A 17,114-nucleotide genomic window follows, 5' to 3' on the forward strand; every position below is an offset into this window, starting at 1 on the left:
GGTTTTGGCATCATGGCCCCATCCCCCGATCGCAGCCGACCGGCCCGCATGCCCGCCAATCCGTCCGACATGGATGCCAACACGGCCGGGGGCGGCCGGCGCCGCGACACCGGCGTGACTAGGGATCGCGCTTGAATTCGCCGCCGCCGGATTCGCTGAAGAAGCAGGTCCTGTCCGACGCCCGCGGCGCCGTGACCGGCAACGACTACGTCAAGCTGCTGCGCCACCGCTGGGGTCGCGGGCTGGCCGCGGTGCTGGTCGTGGCGGCGGTGGCCACCGGGCTGGCGGGTGGTTTCGAACGGGTGGTGAAACCGACCGGCATCGCAGCCCTCGAACCGCAGGAAGCCGGCGCGGCCGTCGACGCGGGCCTGTACCAGGTCGCCGTGCAGTCGGCCTGGCGCTCGCACAAGCCCTCGCAGAAGCTCGACTACGTCGATGTCGACAGCGACACGCTGTACGTCGCCGCCACGGTTACCTACAACGATCGCAGGAGCATGCCGGCGTCGGGCAAGCTCGCCCAGGACCTGGTGTGGCTGGCCAACGATGCCGGCGCGCCGAGCGCGCCGCAGATGGCGACGGGGGTCGAGCGCGTGGGCGGCGCGCAGCTGACCCTGCAACCCGGCGTGCCGACGCAGGCGGTGCTGAGCTGGCGGCTGTCGCCGCAGGGCCCGCCCGTCCCCACCCGGATGCGCGTGGCGGTGATGGGCTACGACTTCACCCCCAGCACCTGGCTGACGCAGGAGGAAGGCTGGGTGCGCGCGGCACCGGCGGGCCTGTGGGAGATCGCGGTGGAAGACCGGCGCCCGGGCGAGCGCGCCGCGGAGGCAGGCCCATGAGTGACGCCGTGGCCCGGCCGGCCATGCCGGCGCGGTGGCGGCGCATGGCCGCGAGCGCTCTGGTCCTGCTGCTGGCCGCCGTCGTCGTCTTCTGGCTGCGCCGGCACGAGCCGAGCTACGTCGAGCGCTTCGCGCCGATCATCGTGCGCAGCGCCCCCGGCAGTGTCGCCGAGGCGCGCGGCTTCAGCGTGGACATCCCCGCCGATGCGGCGCTGGAGAGCGGCAGGACATTGGAGGTGCCGGGCATCACCGGCAGCACGCCGCCCGGGCAGCTGCCCAGCAATGCCCTGTGGCTGTCGGTGCCGGTGCGCATCGAAGCCACCCTGGATTCCGGCCGGGTGACGGCATTCCTTCGCGACCGCGAGGGCCGCGAGTACGCGGCATTCGACAAATCCTCGGCCGAACCCGGACGCCCGTTCGACCATGGCGGCGAGGGCGGGCGCATGTTCGAAACCAACATCGCCGGGCAATCGCTGGCGCCGGGGTTCCCGGCGACGGGCCGGCTGTACTTCGAGGTCCCCGCCGATCGGCTCGAGGGCCTGCATGCGCGCTTCCACCTGGGCGTGGTGATGACGCCAAACGACCATCTGGTCGACATCGACCTGGGCATCGATCGCCGCCGCGCCGATGCGCTGCGAACCGACGCGACGCCGGTGCTGCGGACGTTCTTGGTCCGCGGGGGCGTGCTGTGACCGCGCCGGGCTGGTGGCGCCGGCAATGGCCCTGGCTGCTGGGCGCAGCGGTGCTGGCCGCCGGTGCGGTGGTCGGGCCGCACCTCGATCGCAAGCGGGAGTTCCGCACCCGGGACGCCGATGCCGCCCGCGCGGTGCCGGCCGGCGCCTGGGGACGCTATGCCGGCGCCGAGTGGCGCCTGCGCGGCCTCGCCATCCAGGACCAGACGGTGCTGCCCAGGGAGCTGCTGCTCCCCGGCAACGCGCGCGTGGCCGTGGTCGAACTGGAGATCCGTCCCGACCAGACCACCACCGGCGAAAGCAACGTCGCCCGCTGCTCGCTGCTGCTGCGCGACGACCGCGGCCGCAGCTGGCGGTTCGCGCCAGAAGCCCTGACCACCTACAGCCGACGCGCGGGCCATGCGCTGGATTGCGCGCGCCCGCGTGGAAGCCCCGACCGCGGCCCGTACACGGCCCGCCTGCCGTTCCTGCTACCCGACGACGTGCGCCCGAAGGACCTGCGCCTGGAGCTACAGCTGTTCCCGCTGCCGCCCGAGGACGTCGAACCGGCCGGCGCCTACCTCGACATGGCGCTGCCGGGCGGCCGCTGAGCAGCGCCGAGCCTGGCGATCGCACGGTCGAACGTCGCCGCCAGCAGCACGGTGCGCAGCACCTGCACCAGCAACGTGGGCTGCACCGAAGTGGGATCGCCGACCAGCATGCCGGCGGGCGTCGCGACGGCCCGCCAGGCGTCGTAGTCCATCGGGCCGATCAGCGACACCACGGCCCGCCAGCCCCAGGCATCGACGAACGTCAGCAACTCCCAACCCAGGCACAGCGTCACCAGCGCCGGCAGCCCGGCGCGCAGCACCAGGCGGATGCTGTTGAGCACCGGCACGCCCTTGCTGACCCAGCCACCGCTGAGCTTGCCCGCGACGTTGCGTACCAGGAAGTTGCTGCGCTGGTAGCGGGCGGCCAGGCCTCCGAGGCGCTTGTCCGCGGCATCGATCCGATGCCGGCGCCGCAGGTCCAGGCCGTAGATGATGGCGGTGATCGCCAGCCATACCAGCGGCAGCAGTACCGCGCCAGCGACGGTGCGCACGAACGCCAGCACCGGCGCCAGCACGAACTGCTTCGCGCCGTCGAGCGACACCCGGAACACCACCGGGTTCTCCCACCAGGCCGCGACCGCCACCCACGCGCGGGTCTCGTGCCAGGCCTGCTTGACGTCGCCCGTCACCGAGGCGATCGCGGTGACGCCGATGAACACCCAGTACGCCTCGCACAGCGTCGCCAGCAGCATCCATCCCAGACGCTGCGTGCTCGCCGCGCGCAGCTTGGCGAAGTAGCGCACCACCGCGGACACCAGCAGCGCGATCCACAGCCCCGGCAGGCCCATCACGTTGCGCCAGTTCACGTAGTCGGGCGCCGCCTCGCCCGTGCCCTTCGACTGCAGCGCCTGGTTGAGCGCGGCGGCGAGGTCGTGGTCAAAGAATGAAGCACCGAAATCGCGCTTGACGTTCTCCAGCAGCCCCCAGGTCACGTAGAACGCGAAGAACGGCAGCAGCGCGGCGCCCAACGAGTTGCTCCAGGGTTGCATCGGCGGCAACCAGTCGCCTTCGCGCGCACTCGACACCGCCGGCAACGAAGGCTTCACCGCGATGAACATCATCGCCGTGGTGACCAGCTGCACCAGCACCAGCAGCGCGATGCCGACATAACCCAGCAGTGGCGACTGCAGCGCCAGCGCGACCGCGAGCTTCATCCCCAGGTAATACGACACCCGCTGGGCGAAGAACCAGAACAACAGCTGCGGCCAGTGGTTCCACAGCAGGCGCGCCGCCAGTTGCGGGATCCGCACCCACGCGCGCCACTCCCCGGACGACGAATCCCCGGCCGGGAGAGCGGATTCAACGGCAACGCTGTTCAAGGCATGGTTCCCGGTCGACGGCAGCTGCCGTCGGTATCGCATACGGGCGGCTTCATCTCAAGATCGTGCGACCACCAGCATTGACCTGGATCCGCCCCGTGCTACTCGGCTTCTTCCGGCTGCGGCTTGATCGCTCCGGGATCCAGCGCCAGGCGCCCGGCGATCAGCACCGCCTGGGTCCGGTTGCTGGCGCCGAGCTTGCGCAGGATCGCGGTCATGTGCGCCTTGATGGTGGCTTCGGACACGCCGAGTTCGTAGCCGATCTGCTTGTTGAGCAGGCCTTCGCCCAGCATCTGCAGGACACGGAACTGCTGCGGCGTGAGGCCTTGCAGGCGCTGGGCGGCGTCGTGTTCGTCGGCCGATGCGGCGGGCGCGGCGTGGGCGGCGGCGGGGGCCCAGCGGTCGCCGTCGAGCACGCGGGTGATCGCTTCGCCCAGCGTGGCGGCGTCGGCGGACTTGGGGATGAAGCCCATCGCGCCGTGGTCGAGCGCGCGCCGCATCACCGTGGGCTCCTCGCGCGCGGACACCATCACGATCGGCAGCTGCGGATGCAGCGCGCGCAGGTGCACCAGCGCGGAAAAACCCTGCGCGCCGGGCATGTTGAGGTCGAGCAGCAGCAGGTCGGCGTCGGGCTCGGATTCGACCAGCGCGTACAGCGCATCCACGTCCTCGGCTTCGCGCAGCTGCACGTCGGGCAGCACGCGCTGCACCGCGCCGCGCAGGGCTTCGCGGAACAGCGGGTGATCGTCGGCGACGAGGATGGTCGAGCCCATCAGCTGCTCAGTCGGGCACGCGCCGCTGTTTCACCAGCGAGTCGACCACCGACGGATCGGCCAGGGTGCTGGTGTCGCCGAGCTGGTCGGGCGCGTTCTCGGCAATCTTGCGCAGGATGCGGCGCATGATCTTGCCCGAGCGCGTCTTCGGCAGGCCGGGCGCCCACTGGATGTAGTCGGGCGTGGCGGTCGGGCCGATCTCGCTGCGCACCTGCTTCACCAGCTCCTTGCGCAGCTCTTCGCTCTCCTGTTCGCCGGCCACCAGCGTGACGTAGGCGTAGATGCCCTGGCCCTTGATGTCGTGCGGGAAACCGACCACCGCGGCCTCGGCCACCTTGGGGTGCAGCACCAGCGCGCTTTCCACTTCGGCGGTGCCGATGCGGTGGCCGCTGACGTTGATCACGTCGTCGACGCGGCCGGTGATCCAGTAGTAGCCGTCGGCGTCGCGGCGGCAACCGTCGCCGCTGAAGTACATGCCGGGATAGGTCTTGAAGTAGGTGTCGATGAAGCGCTGGTCGTCGCCGTAGACGGTGCGCATCTGGCCCGGCCAGGAGTCGAGCATCACCAGGTTGCCTTCGGCCTCGCCCTCGAGCACTTGGCCGTTGGCATCGACGATCGCCGGCTGCACGCCGAAGAACGGCTTGGTGGCCGAACCGGGCTTGGCGGCGATCGCGCCGGGCAGCGGCGAGATCATGATGCCGCCGGTCTCGGTTTGCCACCAGGTGTCGACGATCGGGCGCTTGCCGTCGCCGACCACATCGAAGTACCAGCGCCAGGCCTCCGGATTGATCGGCTCGCCAACGGAACCGAGCAGTCGCAGCGAGGCGCGCGAGGTCTTCTTCACCGGCGCGTCGCCTTCGCGCATCAGCGCGCGGATCGCGGTGGGCGCGGTGTAGAAGATCGTCACCTTGTGCCTGTCGATCACCTGCCAGAAGCGCGAGAAGTCGGGGTAGTTCGGCACGCCTTCGAACATCACCGCGGTAGCGCCGTTGGCCAGCGGGCCGTAGACGATGTAGCTGTGGCCGGTGACCCAGCCCACGTCGGCGGTGCACCAGTAGACGTCGTCTTCCTTCAGGTCGAACACCGCCTCGTGGGTGTAGGCGCAGAACACGAGGTAGCCGCCGGTGGTGTGCAGCACGCCCTTGGGCTTGCCGGTGCTGCCGGAGGTGTAGAGGATGAACAGCGGGTCTTCCGCGTTCATGCGCTCGGGCTCGCAGGTGTCGGGCTGGCTGTCGACCACGGCATCGAACCAGCGGTCGCGCGGCATCTGCATGTCGACCGCGCCGCCGGTGTGGCGCACCACCAGCACGGTTTCGACGGTGTTGGTGCCGGGCATTTTCAGCGCGGCATCGACGTTGGCCTTGAGCGCGATGGGCTTGCCGCCGCGCAGGCCCTCGTCGGCGGTGATGACGAGCTTCGACTGGCAGTCGCGCACGCGGTCGGCGATCGAGTTGGCCGAGAAGCCGCCGAACACCACCGAGTGGATTGCGCCGATGCGCGCGCAGGCCAGCATCGCCACCGCGGCGTCGACGATCATCGGCAGGTAGATGGTGACGCGGTCGCCCTTCTTCACGCCAAGGTTGCGCAGCGCGTTGCCGAGCTTGCACACGCGCGCGTGCAGTTCGCGGTAGGTGACGTTCTGCGCCGGGGCGTTCGGATCGTCGGGTTCGAATACCAGCGCGGTCTTGTCGCCGCGGGCGGCGAGGTGGCGGTCGAGACAGTTGACGCTGGCATTGAGCTCGCCGTCGGCGTACCAGCGGATGTGGAAGTCCTTCAGGTCATAGCTGACGTCGCGGATCCTGGTCGGCTTGCGGTCCCAGTCGAGACGTTCGGCGACCTTCGCCCAGAAGGCGTCCGGATCGCGGACGGACTGCGCATACAGGTGCTCGTAGTCGTCGTGGCGGATGGCGGCCCTGGCCGCAAAGTCGTCGGGAACGGGGTAGATCGAAGGGATATCGGACATGGCCTCCACCGGATTGACGCGGGAACCGCACCAGTGTGCCCCATCAAGCACCGGCCGGCGTTAGACCTTCGTCTAGGCGACCAATGGCGAATCGACGCACCGATGGCGGTCGCGCACCCTGCCGGCGCACTCCAACGCGCAGCCCTGGGAGGGGATTTTCATGACTGCATTGAGCAGCACCGGCGGGCGCATGCCCGCCGCCACCACGCATCGCCGATTGCTGGCGCTGTCGGTCGTCGTCGCCTTGCTCGCGCCGGGCGCGGCGCTGGCCCAAACCGCCAAGGAAAAAGAACTCGAAGCGCGCGTCGCGCAGCTCGAGCAGATGGTGCAACAGCTGGTGGCACAGCAGCAGCAGACGCAGACCGCGGTGGCCGACACCCAGGCACAGGTGAGCGAGGTGAAGACCGCGCAGGCACAGGCGCCCGCCGCGGTGCCGGCCGGCAAGCAGCCGATCCAGGCCACGGCCATCAACGCCAGCGCCAACCCCGGCACCACCTTCACCTACGGCGGCTTCATCAAGCTCGATGCGATGGCCACCGACACCAGCGATGGCCGCATCGCCGACGGTTCCGCGGGCCGCCTGTTCTACCTGCCCAGTGCGATCCCCGTGGGCGATGAAGGCGCGGACGGCGGCGACCCCTACACCGACGTGCACGCGCAGTTCTCGCGCTTCTGGTTCAGCGCCGACACCGTCACCGACGGCGGCGACAAGCTCAAGGCCTACATCGAGGCCGACATGTACGGCGGCGGCAACAATGCCTTCGCCGGCAACGAGACCTCGACCAATACCTACGCCATCACCCTGCGCCAGGCCTACGTGAGCTGGAACAACTGGCTGGCCGGCCAGACCTGGTCGAACTTCCAGGACACCGCGGCGCTGCCCGAAGCGGTCGACTTCGTCGGCGTCACCGACGGCACCACCTTCGTGCGCCAGGCACAGGTGCGCTACACCCAGGGGCCGTGGTCGTTCTCGGTGGAGAACCCGCAAACCACGGTCACCTCGTACCTGGGCGCATCGCGCTTCAACAGCGGCGATGGCGTGCTGCCGGACTTCACCGGCCGCTGGCTCACCAAGGGCGACTGGGGCCACTTCACCGTGGCCGCGCTGCTGCGCCAGTTCAAGTACGGCGAGGAGACCGAAACCGGCGGCGCGGTGAGCGTGTCGGGCAAGTTCAACCTCGGCGCAAACGACGACATCCGCTACATGGCCAACGCCGGCAGCGGCATCGGCCGCTACATGGCCTTCGGCCTGGGCACCGACACGGTGCTCGACGCCAACGGCGAGCTGCACGCGCTCGACGGCTACGGCGGCTTCGTCGCCTGGCGCCACGCATGGACCGCGAAGCTGCGCAGCAACCTGATGTATTCGGCGGCGCAGTTCGACAATGACAAGGCACTGACCGGCTTCGGCGTGACCGAGCGCGCGCAGTCGTTCCACGCCAACCTGATCTATTCGCCGATCCCGAAGCTCGATGTCGGCGCCGAACTGATGTGGGGCCAGCGCTCGCTCGAGGATGAGCGCGAGGGTGACCTCAAGCGCCTGCAGACCACCGTCAAGTACAGCTTCTAAGGGGAGCCACCATGTCCAGCACAACCGCGACCGCTGCATCGACGCCCGGGTCGATCACCAAGGGCCACAAGAAGGTCATCTTCGCCTCCAGCCTCGGCACCGTCTTCGAGTGGTACGACTTCTACCTGTATGGATCGCTCGCCGCGATCATCGCCAAGCAGTTCTTCACCGGCCTGAATCCCACCAGCGGTTTCATCTTCGCGCTGCTGGCATTCGCCGCCGGCTTCGCGGTGCGCCCGTTCGGCGCGCTGGTGTTCGGCCGCATCGGCGACCTGGTGGGGCGCAAGTACACGTTCCTGATCACCATCGTGATCATGGGCCTGTCGACGTTCCTGGTCGGCGTGCTGCCCAGCTACACCACGATCGGGTTCGCCGCGCCGGTGATCCTGATCACCCTGCGATTGCTGCAGGGCCTGGCGCTCGGCGGCGAGTACGGCGGCGCGGCCACCTACGTCGCGGAGCACGCGCCGATGGGCAAGCGCGGCCTGTACACCAGCTTCATCCAGACCACCGCGACGCTGGGCCTGTTCCTCTCGCTGCTGGTGATCCTGGGTTGCCGCTACTTCCTCGGCAGCGAGGACTTCGAGGCCTGGGGCTGGCGCATCCCGTTCCTGGTGTCGTTCCTGCTGCTGGCGGTGTCGGTGTGGATCCGCCTGCAGCTGGCCGAATCGCCGGTGTTCGCGCAGATGAAGGCCGAGGGCAAGACCTCGAAGGCGCCGATCACCGAGAGCTTCTTCAGCAAGAACGGCAAGATCGCGCTGCTGGCGCTGCTCGGCGCCACCGCCGGCCAAGCGGTGGTCTGGTACGCGGGACAGTTCTACTCGCTGTTCTTCCTGACCCAGACGTTGAAGGTGGAAGCGTCCACGGCCAACCTGATGATCGCCGCCGGCCTGATCATCGGCACGCCGTTCTTCATCGTCTTCGGCTGGCTCTCGGACAAGGTCGGGCGCAAGCCGATCATCATGGCCGGCTGCCTGCTCGCGGCACTGACCTACTTCCCGATCTTCAAGGCGTTGACGCACTACGCCAACCCCGCGATCGAGGCAGCGGCGCAGACCAGCCCGGTGGTGGTCACCGCCGACCCGGACACCTGCACGTTCCAGTTCAACCCGGTGGGCACCAGCAAGTTCACCACTTCATGCGACATCGCCAAGAGCGCGCTGGCCAAGGGCGGCACGCCGTATTCCAACGTCGATGCGCCGGCAGGCACGGTGGCGAGCGTGGCGATCGGCGACGTGGTGGTCACCGCGTTCGAAGGCAAGGGCCACGATGCCGAGGCGCTCAAGGCCGATGGCGCGCGCTTCAACGGCGAGCTGCAGGCCGCGCTCACCGCAGCGGGTTATCCGGAGAAGGCCGATCCGGCACGGATCAACACGCCGATGGTGATCGTGCTGCTGGCGATCCTGGTGATCTACGTGACGATGGTCTACGGCCCGATCGCGGCGTGGCTGGTGGAACTGTTCCCGACGCGCATCCGCTACACCTCGATGTCGCTGCCGTACCACATCGGCAACGGCTGGTTCGGCGGCTTCCTGCCGACGATCTCGTTCGCGCTGGTCGCGGCCTCGGGCAACATCTACCAGGGCCTGTGGTATCCGATCGTGATCGCGGTGATGACGCTGGTGATCGGCACGCTGTTCCTGCCGGAAACCAAGGATCGCGACATCACCCAGTAGCGCATCGCCATCCGGTAACCACGACGCCGGCCCGCGAGGGCCGGCGTCTTTCGTTTGCGTGACGCGCACGCCGGCAGCGATGACTTCTTGCACATGCGGCAAACGGTAACGGGCGCAGCATGGCCGGCTTCATCCACCCGAGGAGTGCGCGATGCCTTCCCCACCTCCCTTCGCCGTTGCGGTCCTGGCCGTGGCCATCGCCGCCGCGCTGCCCGCCTGCCAGCGGTCGCCGACGCCGGCCACCGAGGCCGCGCAGCCCGCTGCGACCGCGGCGGACACCGCACCCGCCGCGGAGGCCTCCGGCATCGACCTGACCGGCATCGACAAGTCCGTGCAGCCCGGCGACGACTTCAACGCCTACGCCAACGGCACCTGGGAGAAGACCGCGCGGATCCCGGATGACCGCTCCAGCACCGGCGCGTTCGTGCAGGTGTTCGAACTGGCGGAGAAGCGCACCGCCGACCTGATCCAGGGCCTGGAGAAAGCCGGGCCGCCCGCGGGCAGCGACGCGCGCAAGATCGCCGACTACTACGCTGCGTACATGGACGATGCCGGCATCGAGCAGCGCGGCCTGGCGCCGTTGCAGCCGATGCTCGACGGGATCGACGCCATCGGCTCGGTGCCGGACCTTTCACGCTATATCGGCGGCACCGTGCGCGCCGACACCGATCCGCTCAACTACACCCACTTCGCCACCGGCAACCTGTTTGGCGTGTTCGTGGCGCGCGGGCTGGAAGGCCCGCCGCGCAACGTCGCCACGCTGATGCAGGGCGGCCTGGGCATGCCCGACCGCGAGTACTACCTGTCCGCCGGCAAGCCGATGGCGCAGAACCGGGACAAATACCGGGCCTACATCGCCGCCCTGCTGGAGCAGGCAGGCACGCCGGACGCCGAGGACAGGGCGAAGGCGATCTTCGACCTGGAAATGAAGATCGCCAAGGTGCACGCCAGCGTCCTCGACAGCCAGGACGTGCACAAGGGCAACAACCCATGGGACACCGCGACGCTGGCGGACAAGGCGCCGGGCATGGACTGGCCGGCGTTCCTGCAGGCCGCCGGCCTGTCGGGCGAGAAGACGATCGTCGCCTGGCAGCCCGACGCGATCCGCGGGCTGTCGGCGCTGGTCGCCAGCCAGCCGCTGCCGGTGTGGAAGGACTACCTGCGCTTCCACGCGCTCGACCACAGTGCCGGCCTGCTGCCCAGGGCCTATGCCGACCTCGCGTTCGACTTCCACGGCAAGACCCTGCAGGGCACGCCGAAGCAGCGCGACCGCTGGAAGCGCGCGGTGGCCGCCACCAGCAATGCGCTGGGCGATGCGGTGGGCAAGCAGTACGCGGAGCAGTACTTCCCGGCTTCGTCCAAGGCGCAGGTCGAGCAGATGGTGCACAACATCCTGGCCGCGTTCCGAGACGGCGTGGACAAGCTGGACTGGATGACCCCGGCCACCAGGGAAAAGGCCAAGGCCAAGGCCGAAACCATGCGCGTGAGCGTGGGCTATCCGGACACCTGGCGCGACTATTCGGCGCTGGAGATCCGCCGCGACGACCCGCTGGGCAATGCGCTGCGCGCCGAGCAACGCGAATACCGCCACCAGCTGTCCAAGCTGGGCAAGGACATCGACCCGGACGAATGGTGGATGAAGCCGCAGACGGTCAACGCGATCCAGCTGCCGCTGCAGAACGCGATGAACTTCCCCGCCGCGATCCTGGAGGCACCGTTCTTCGACCCGAAAGCCGACCCTGCCGCCAACTACGGCGCGATCGGCGCGGTGATCGGGCACGAGATCAGCCACGGCTTCGACAACACCGGCGCCGAGTTCGGCGCCGACGGCCAGCTGCACAACTGGTGGACGCCGGAAGACAACGCGCACTTCAAGGCCGCCGCCGACCGGCTGGTGAAGCAGTACGACGCCTATGAGCCGCTGCCTGGCTTGCACGTCAACGGCGCCCAGACCTTGGGCGAGAACATCGCCGACGTCGCCGGCCTGCAGGCCGCCTATCGCGCCTGGCGCGCATCGCTGGGCGGCAAGGAGCCGCCGGTGATCGACGGCCTCACCGGCGACCAGCGTTTCTTCCTCGCCTACGGCCAGGCCTGGCGCACGAAGATGCGCGAACCCACGCTGCGCGCGCGGGTGATCGGCGACGTGCATGCGCCGGGGTCGTTGCGTGTACTGACCGTGCGCAACATCGACCCGTGGTACGAGGCCTTCGGGGTGCAGGACGGACAGAAGCTGTACCTCGCGCCCGACGCGCGCGTGCGGATCTGGTGAGCGGCAGCACGCACCGATGAAGACACGACGCCGGCAAGGTGCCGGCGTCGCCATTCCGGGCGGACGCGCTCAGTACGACAGGCCGGGCCCGGCCCGGTCCGTGTGGCCGGGCTCGTGGATTCGCGCCGGGTCGGCCGCTACGTTGCCGGCCTGAGCGACCCCTGAAGAACCAAGGGTCGACCCCAGATGGAATTCGATCCCCAGGGTCGCAAGGATGGAGCCTCACATCGCACGACTCGGGCCCCACATGTCCATCTCCCCTGTTTCCAGCTCTCTTTCGCGCATCCCGCTGCCCGACGACGGCCCCAGCCAGGACCAAGGCAGGCTGCCCGCCTCCATCGATGGTGGCAGCGAAGGCAAGGGCTGGGGCGTGGCCACCGACCCGCATGCACAGCCGAGCGACGGCAGCGGGGCACGCTCCACCGAACTGGCCAGTGGGCGCGGCGTGACCGTCAGCCGCGAACAGAGCCACGGCTACGATGGCGTGGTCGTCACCACGACCGATGCCGAGGACCGCGTCACCGTCGACCAGCGCGCCGACGGCACGGTGGATGTCACCGTGAACGGCGAAACGACCAACATCAAGCTTGCCCCAGGCCAGCAGTTGGAGATCCGCAGCGAGGGCGGCAACGACACGGTCACCATTTCCGAGGCGGTGACCGCCGACGTCACGGTGTATGGCGGTGCAGGCGACGACCAGCTCACGCTCGAGGCAAACGGTGAAATCCCCGCTGACGAATCCACGGCTGCCGTGCCGTCGGAGGGACATGTGGAACTGGCTGGGGAGGATGGCGACGACACCGTCCACGCCTACAGCACCCTGGGTGGCCCGCGCGTGTACGCATTCGGCGGCGAGGGCAACGACGAGGTCGTCGCGTACGGCGCGCAAGCCTTCGCCAACGGCGGCAACGGCGACGACGTGGTCACCGTCCTCGGTTACCAGGCGACCGCCTACGCCGGCGAGGGCAACGACACCATCTACGCCGCCGGAGGCGAGGTCGTCGTCGACACCGGCGGCGGCGCGGACGAGGTGAGCGTGCGCTTCGGCGACGCCACCGTGTACGGCGATTTCAACTTCTGGAGCTACTTCACCGGCGAGCACGACACGACGACGGCCGACCCGGGGGCCTCCGTGACCGAGGAACCGCGCTGAGCGGGCGGCGCGGCATTGCCGCGCACCACGGGTTGATCACGACGCCGGCGCGAGCCGGCGTCTTCGTGTCCGGATGCCGCGACACGGTGCGTCCGCGCCGCGGGCATCGGCAACATGCCCGTGCTGCAGCTGCAGCGATGCCTACTGCGGCGGCGCCGCCAGTTCGCGTGCGCTGAGGCTGCCGTCGCGGTTGACGTCCTGCTTGTTGAATGTCGCGGCGATGCGGGCGCGATATTCGTCGCGCGTCACCGGCTTGCCCTTGCCGCCGGGCAGTTCGTCGGGCGTGAGCGTGCCGTCGCGGTTGCGGTCCATCGCGTCGAACGCGTAGCTCATCCAGTCCTGGTATTCGGCCAGCGAGATGCGGCCGTCGCCGTCGCCGTCCATGCGCGACAGGTAGTCGCTGGTGGCGTTGACCTGGGCGTGCGCGGCGAGCGGCACGAGCGATGACAGGACGAGGGCGGCCAGGCTTTTCACCGGCGCATTGTAGCCACGGCGCTCATGTGGGAGCGGCTTCGGCCACAAGCTTTCTTGCGCTGGCGAGACGGCCGATTAAAAAGCTCGCGGCCGAAGCCGCTCCCACAAGAAGCATCCCGCAAGGCCGCACATGAAAATGGCGGGCCATTGGCCCGCCGTCGTCGATCACGCAAGGCGCCGCACGCGGCGCGGGCCTTACGCCCGCGCGGGTTGCAGCGAATAACCCTTCAGCCGTTCCGAGTATTCCTGCAGCGCGCGGATGCCGCTGGCCTCCGCTTCCTGGCACCAGGCCTGCAGGTTGCGCAGCGACTCGCCGGCGTTGTGGGTGCGCGCCTCGAGCAGCGCGGCCAGGCGCGCACGGTGTTCGACCAGGGTACGGATGCGCGGACGCGCGTCCACCCATTGCTGCAACTGCTGGCGCGCGTCGGGCTTGAGCCAGCGGCCGTCGTCGACGATGCCCTTGCGCAACTGCCGCGGCAGCAGCGCGCGCAGCTTGGCGCCGGCTGCGCGGGCTTCCTCGCACAGCGCGGGCTTGAGCACGTTGCGCTGGTAGTCGGTCATCGCCTGGAAGCGGTGCGCGAGCAGCGCGCGCATGGTGTCGGAGTCGGGCACGTTGATGTTGGGGCGCACGTCCAGCGACGGCGCCACGCGCAGCACCTTGGCCAGGCGCAGCTTCTCGAGGCCCTTGATCACGCCCCAGCCGATGTCGACTTCCCACTTGCGCAGCGCGAACTTCGCCGAGCTCGGAAACGCATGGTGGTTGTTGTGCAGCTCCTCGCCGCCGATCCACACGCCCCACGGGGTGAGGTTGGTCGCCGTGTCGGTGGTCTCGAAGTTGCGGTAACCCCACCAGTGGCCGAGGCCGTTGACCACGCCCGCGGCCCAGAACGGGATCCACGCCATCTGGATCGCCCACACCGCCACGCCCATGAAGCCGAACAGCGCGAAGCTGATGAACAGCAGCGCGGTCGGGCCCATCGTCGCGTGCGGCGTGTACAGGTGCCGCTCGATCCAGTCGTCGGGCGCGCCCTTGCCGTACTGCTCGATGTCCGCGCGCATGCCGCGCGCTTCGCGGTACAGCTCGACGCCACGCCAGAACACCGTGTTGATGCCCTTGTACATCGGGCTGTGCGGGTCTTCCTCGGTCTCGCACTTGGCGTGGTGCTTGCGATGGATCGCCACCCATTCGCGGGTGATCATCGACGTGGTCAGCCACGTCCAGAAGCGGAAGAAATGCGCGATGGCCGGATGGAAATCGACGCCGCGATGCGCCTGGCTGCGGTGCAGGTAGAGCGTGACGGCGAGGATGGTCAGCTGGGTGGCGACGAGCAGGTACAGCAGCATCTCACCCCAGCCGAACTGGAGCAGGCCACCGGCGAGGAAATCAAGGATCGAAGTGGGCATCGTGACGGAAACTTTGGAATGTGTGCCCGGCCATGATGGGGGCTGCCGGAACACAATGCCATCCCTGCGCGAGGGTATGGGCACGCCTGTTCATCCGGGTATGCGGACCGTCCGCCTGTTCACGTTCATGACAGGCCAACGGAGGCGCGCGGACAGTGCAACCCGGTCGATGGCTTCGACCAGGCCGAAGCCTGAAACCGACTGGAAACCGTCGAACGCAGGCGACGCGTGCACGGCGACCAAGGCCACCATGACGACGGCGGGACGACCAGGTCGCGCGGTGGCGAAGAGCCTTCTGGCGCGGATCCTTTCCTTGCGGCGAACCCGGCAACCGCCCGACTATGGAAGCCATCTCGGCCTCGGCCAGCTGCGCACCCCATGCCTGAACTCCCCGAAGTCGAAACCACGCGCCGCGGACTGGCGCCGCATGTCGAAGGCCGGCGCGTGGCCGCCGTCATCCTGCGTCGACCCGACCTGCGCTGGCCGATCCCGGCCGAGGTGCCGGGGCTGCTGCCCGGCCAGCGCATCACCGCGGTGCGTCGCCGCGCCAAGTATCTGTTGTTCGACACCGATGCCGGCAGCGCGCTGCTGCACCTGGGCATGTCCGGCAGCCTGCGCGTGCTGCCGGCCGATGCGCCGGTGCGCGCGCATGACCATGTCGACATCGCGCTCGCGGGGAACACGCGCGCAGCGGGACGGGTGCTGCGCTTCAACGATCCGCGCCGCTTCGGCTGCCTGCTGTGGCAGCCGCCGGGCGAGGTCCACCCGCTGCTGCGCGGGCTCGGGCCGGAACCCTTGCCCGACATGGGTGCCGAAGGCCTTGCGCTCGACGGCGCGGCGTTCGGTGCGGCGGCATTCGGTGGGGCGGCTTTCAATGGGGCGGCCTTCAATGGGGACTACCTGTTCACGCGCAGCCGCGGGCGCCGCGCGCCGGTGAAGACCTTCCTGATGGACCAGCGCGTGGTGGTCGGCGTGGGCAACATCTATGCCGCCGAAGCGCTGTTCGCCGCCGGCATCTCGCCACTGCGCGCCGCCGGCCGGGTCTCGCGCGAGCGCTATCGCCTGCTCGCCGACGCGGTGCAGCGCATCCTCGCCCAGGCCATCACCCGCGGCGGTACCACGCTGCGCGATTTCATCGCCCCGGACGGCGCGCCGGGCTACTTCGAGCAGGAACTGTCCGCCTATGGCCGCGGCGGAGCGCCCTGCCCGAACTGCGGCCGGCCGCTGAAGCAGGCCATGATCGGCCAGCGCGCCACGGTGTGGTGCGGCCACTGCCAGCGCTAGGCGCCCCTCTCGCGCCACCTGGCACTTGTAGGAGCGGCGGAAGCCGCGAGCTCTTTGCCGGGGCTAGGCTAGCAAGCGGAAGAGCTCGCGGCTTCCGCCGCTCCTACCAAGAGCATCCCTGGTCGATCCTCGTCCCGGCGGCGACGCTGTGGTGCCCCGCGCGCCGATCGGCGGCGCAAGCGGTCGACGGGGGCGCGCGGTATAGTCGCGCCGCGCTTTGGGGAAATCGATGACGCAGACCGCTGACATCACCGAATGGCTCGACGCCGCACGCGAGGGCGACCGCGGCGCGCTCGACCGCGTGCTGGCGACGCTCTACCAGGAGCTGCACACGATGGCGCGGCGCCAGCTCGCCGGCCAGCACGGCCAGACCCTGGACGCGACCGCACTGGTGCACGAGGCCTACCTGAAGTTGATCGGCCGCCGCGAGGCCAAGTTCGACGATCGTGCGCATTTCTTCGCCTATGCCGCTTCGGCGATGCGCTCCGTGGTGGTCGATTACGCGCGGCAACGGCTGGCGCAGAAACGCGGCGGCGACCTGCACCGCGTCACCGACCTGCCCGAGGACATCGAGGGCGGATTGCGCCTGGACGAGGACATGCTCGGCCTCGACACCGCGCTGAACCAGCTGGCGGCGGTCGACGAGCGCCTGGCGCAGGTGGTCGAACTGCGTTACTTCGCCGGCCTGTCGGAGCTGGAAATCGCTGCCCTGCTCAAGCGTTCTGAGCGCAGCATCCGCCGCGACTGGCAGAAGGCGCGACTGTTCCTGCTGGCATCGCTGAAGGACTCCTAGGAAAGCCTGAACTTTTCTTCTGACCGTCATTCCCGCGAAGGCTTGAACCTGGCGTCCTTGGCTCTTGCAGGAGCGGCTTCCCCCACGAGCTTGTCGGTGGATGCCGTTGGTCATGGGTTGTTTGAAAGAGCAGGCGCTGTCATCCCGAATGCAGCAAGGAGCTGTGCCATGGCGCCCGGGGATTGTGGGATGACGATCATTCGAGCCTTCCCCCGCGCAAGTACGCGCAGAAGCCGCCGTTGCCCGTCATCCCGAACGTAGCGAGGACGCTGTTGCTGCCGATGCCGAACCCGCTGTTGATGCCGATATCGGACCAGA

14 protein-coding genes are annotated in these 17,114 nt (G+C 69.0%); 9 read left to right on the forward strand and 5 right to left on the reverse strand.

Going from position 1 to position 17,114, the window contains the following annotated elements; all coding sequences use genetic code 11:
* The first annotated feature begins 131 nt into the window (after positions 1-131).
* Genes ACTJIL_RS14155 through ACTJIL_RS14165 form a run of 3 tightly spaced genes read left to right on the forward strand, consistent with a single transcriptional unit; the run spans position 132 to position 2,118 of the window.
* Positions 132-836: a hypothetical protein gene (locus ACTJIL_RS14155; protein WP_440756254.1), complete on the forward strand. Its 705-nt coding sequence runs from the start codon at positions 132-134 to the stop codon at positions 834-836.
* Entirely contained in the window at positions 833-1,528 is a 696-nt protein-coding gene (locus ACTJIL_RS14160) for a hypothetical protein (protein ID WP_440756255.1), read from the forward strand. The genes ACTJIL_RS14155 and ACTJIL_RS14160 overlap by 4 nt, the downstream gene beginning before the upstream one ends.
* Positions 1,525-2,118: a hypothetical protein gene (locus ACTJIL_RS14165; protein ID WP_440756256.1), complete on the forward strand. Its 594-nt coding sequence runs from the start codon at positions 1,525-1,527 to the stop codon at positions 2,116-2,118. Before ACTJIL_RS14160 ends, ACTJIL_RS14165 begins: the two co-directional genes overlap by 4 nt.
* Here ACTJIL_RS14165 and ACTJIL_RS14170 read toward each other — a convergent pair.
* From ACTJIL_RS14170 to acs, 3 genes are all read right to left on the reverse strand, one after another.
* Complete coding sequence (locus tag ACTJIL_RS14170) at positions 2,085-3,437, reverse strand: hypothetical protein (RefSeq protein WP_440756257.1); 1,353 nt, start codon at positions 3,435-3,437, stop codon at positions 2,085-2,087. The two genes, ACTJIL_RS14165 and ACTJIL_RS14170, sit on opposite strands and share 34 nt — an antisense overlap.
* A gap of 101 nt (positions 3,438-3,538) precedes the next feature.
* Complete coding sequence (locus ACTJIL_RS14175) at positions 3,539-4,210, reverse strand: response regulator (protein ID WP_440756258.1); 672 nt, start codon at positions 4,208-4,210, stop codon at positions 3,539-3,541.
* A gap of 7 nt (positions 4,211-4,217) precedes the next feature.
* Entirely contained in the window at positions 4,218-6,173 is a 1,956-nt protein-coding gene (acs, locus tag ACTJIL_RS14180) for an acetate--CoA ligase (protein ID WP_440756259.1), read from the reverse strand.
* A 160-nt stretch (positions 6,174-6,333) separates the two neighbouring features.
* On the opposite strand from acs, the gene ACTJIL_RS14185 reads away from it, so the two are divergent.
* The 4 genes from ACTJIL_RS14185 (at position 6,334) to ACTJIL_RS14200 (ending at position 12,841) form a co-directional block, all read left to right on the forward strand.
* Complete coding sequence (locus ACTJIL_RS14185) at positions 6,334-7,743, forward strand: DcaP family trimeric outer membrane transporter (RefSeq protein WP_440756260.1); 1,410 nt, start codon at positions 6,334-6,336, stop codon at positions 7,741-7,743.
* Positions 7,744-7,754: 11 nt separating this feature from the next.
* Positions 7,755-9,419, forward strand: coding sequence for an MFS transporter (locus ACTJIL_RS14190; RefSeq protein WP_440756261.1), 1,665 nt, complete (start codon positions 7,755-7,757; stop codon positions 9,417-9,419).
* Between the two features lie 151 nt (positions 9,420-9,570).
* Positions 9,571-11,688 carry a M13 family metallopeptidase gene (locus ACTJIL_RS14195; protein WP_440756262.1) on the forward strand — a complete coding sequence of 706 codons (2,118 nt, stop codon included), beginning with the start codon at positions 9,571-9,573 and terminating at the stop codon, positions 11,686-11,688.
* A 247-nt stretch (positions 11,689-11,935) separates the two neighbouring features.
* Positions 11,936-12,841, forward strand: coding sequence for a hypothetical protein (locus ACTJIL_RS14200; RefSeq protein WP_440756263.1), 906 nt, complete (start codon positions 11,936-11,938; stop codon positions 12,839-12,841).
* 141 nt (positions 12,842-12,982) lie between these two features.
* On the opposite strand, the gene ACTJIL_RS14205 is transcribed toward ACTJIL_RS14200, so the two are convergent.
* Both ACTJIL_RS14205 and ACTJIL_RS14210 read right to left on the reverse strand, forming a co-directional pair.
* The gene (locus ACTJIL_RS14205) at positions 12,983-13,315 is read right to left on the reverse strand and encodes an EF-hand domain-containing protein (RefSeq protein ID WP_440756264.1); all 333 of its coding nucleotides are present in this window, start codon (positions 13,313-13,315) and stop codon (positions 12,983-12,985) included.
* A 195-nt stretch (positions 13,316-13,510) separates the two neighbouring features.
* A complete protein-coding gene (locus tag ACTJIL_RS14210; RefSeq protein WP_440756265.1) occupies positions 13,511-14,719 on the reverse strand; it encodes a DesA family fatty acid desaturase in 1,209 nt (402 codons plus the stop codon).
* Between the two features lie 378 nt (positions 14,720-15,097).
* Between ACTJIL_RS14210 and ACTJIL_RS14215 the strand changes: the two genes are divergently transcribed.
* A complete protein-coding gene (locus ACTJIL_RS14215) occupies positions 15,098-16,003 on the forward strand; it encodes an Fpg/Nei family DNA glycosylase (protein WP_440756266.1) in 906 nt (301 codons plus the stop codon).
* A gap of 229 nt (positions 16,004-16,232) precedes the next feature.
* Positions 16,233-16,796, forward strand: a complete 564-nt coding sequence (locus ACTJIL_RS14220) for an ECF-type sigma factor (protein WP_386710565.1) — start codon at positions 16,233-16,235, stop codon at positions 16,794-16,796.
* The last annotated feature ends 318 nt before the right edge of the window (positions 16,797-17,114 follow it).

Origin of the sequence: Luteimonas sp. 22616 (assembly GCF_052044325.1) — a bacterium.
GTDB lineage: Bacteria > Pseudomonadota > Gammaproteobacteria > Xanthomonadales > Xanthomonadaceae > Luteimonas.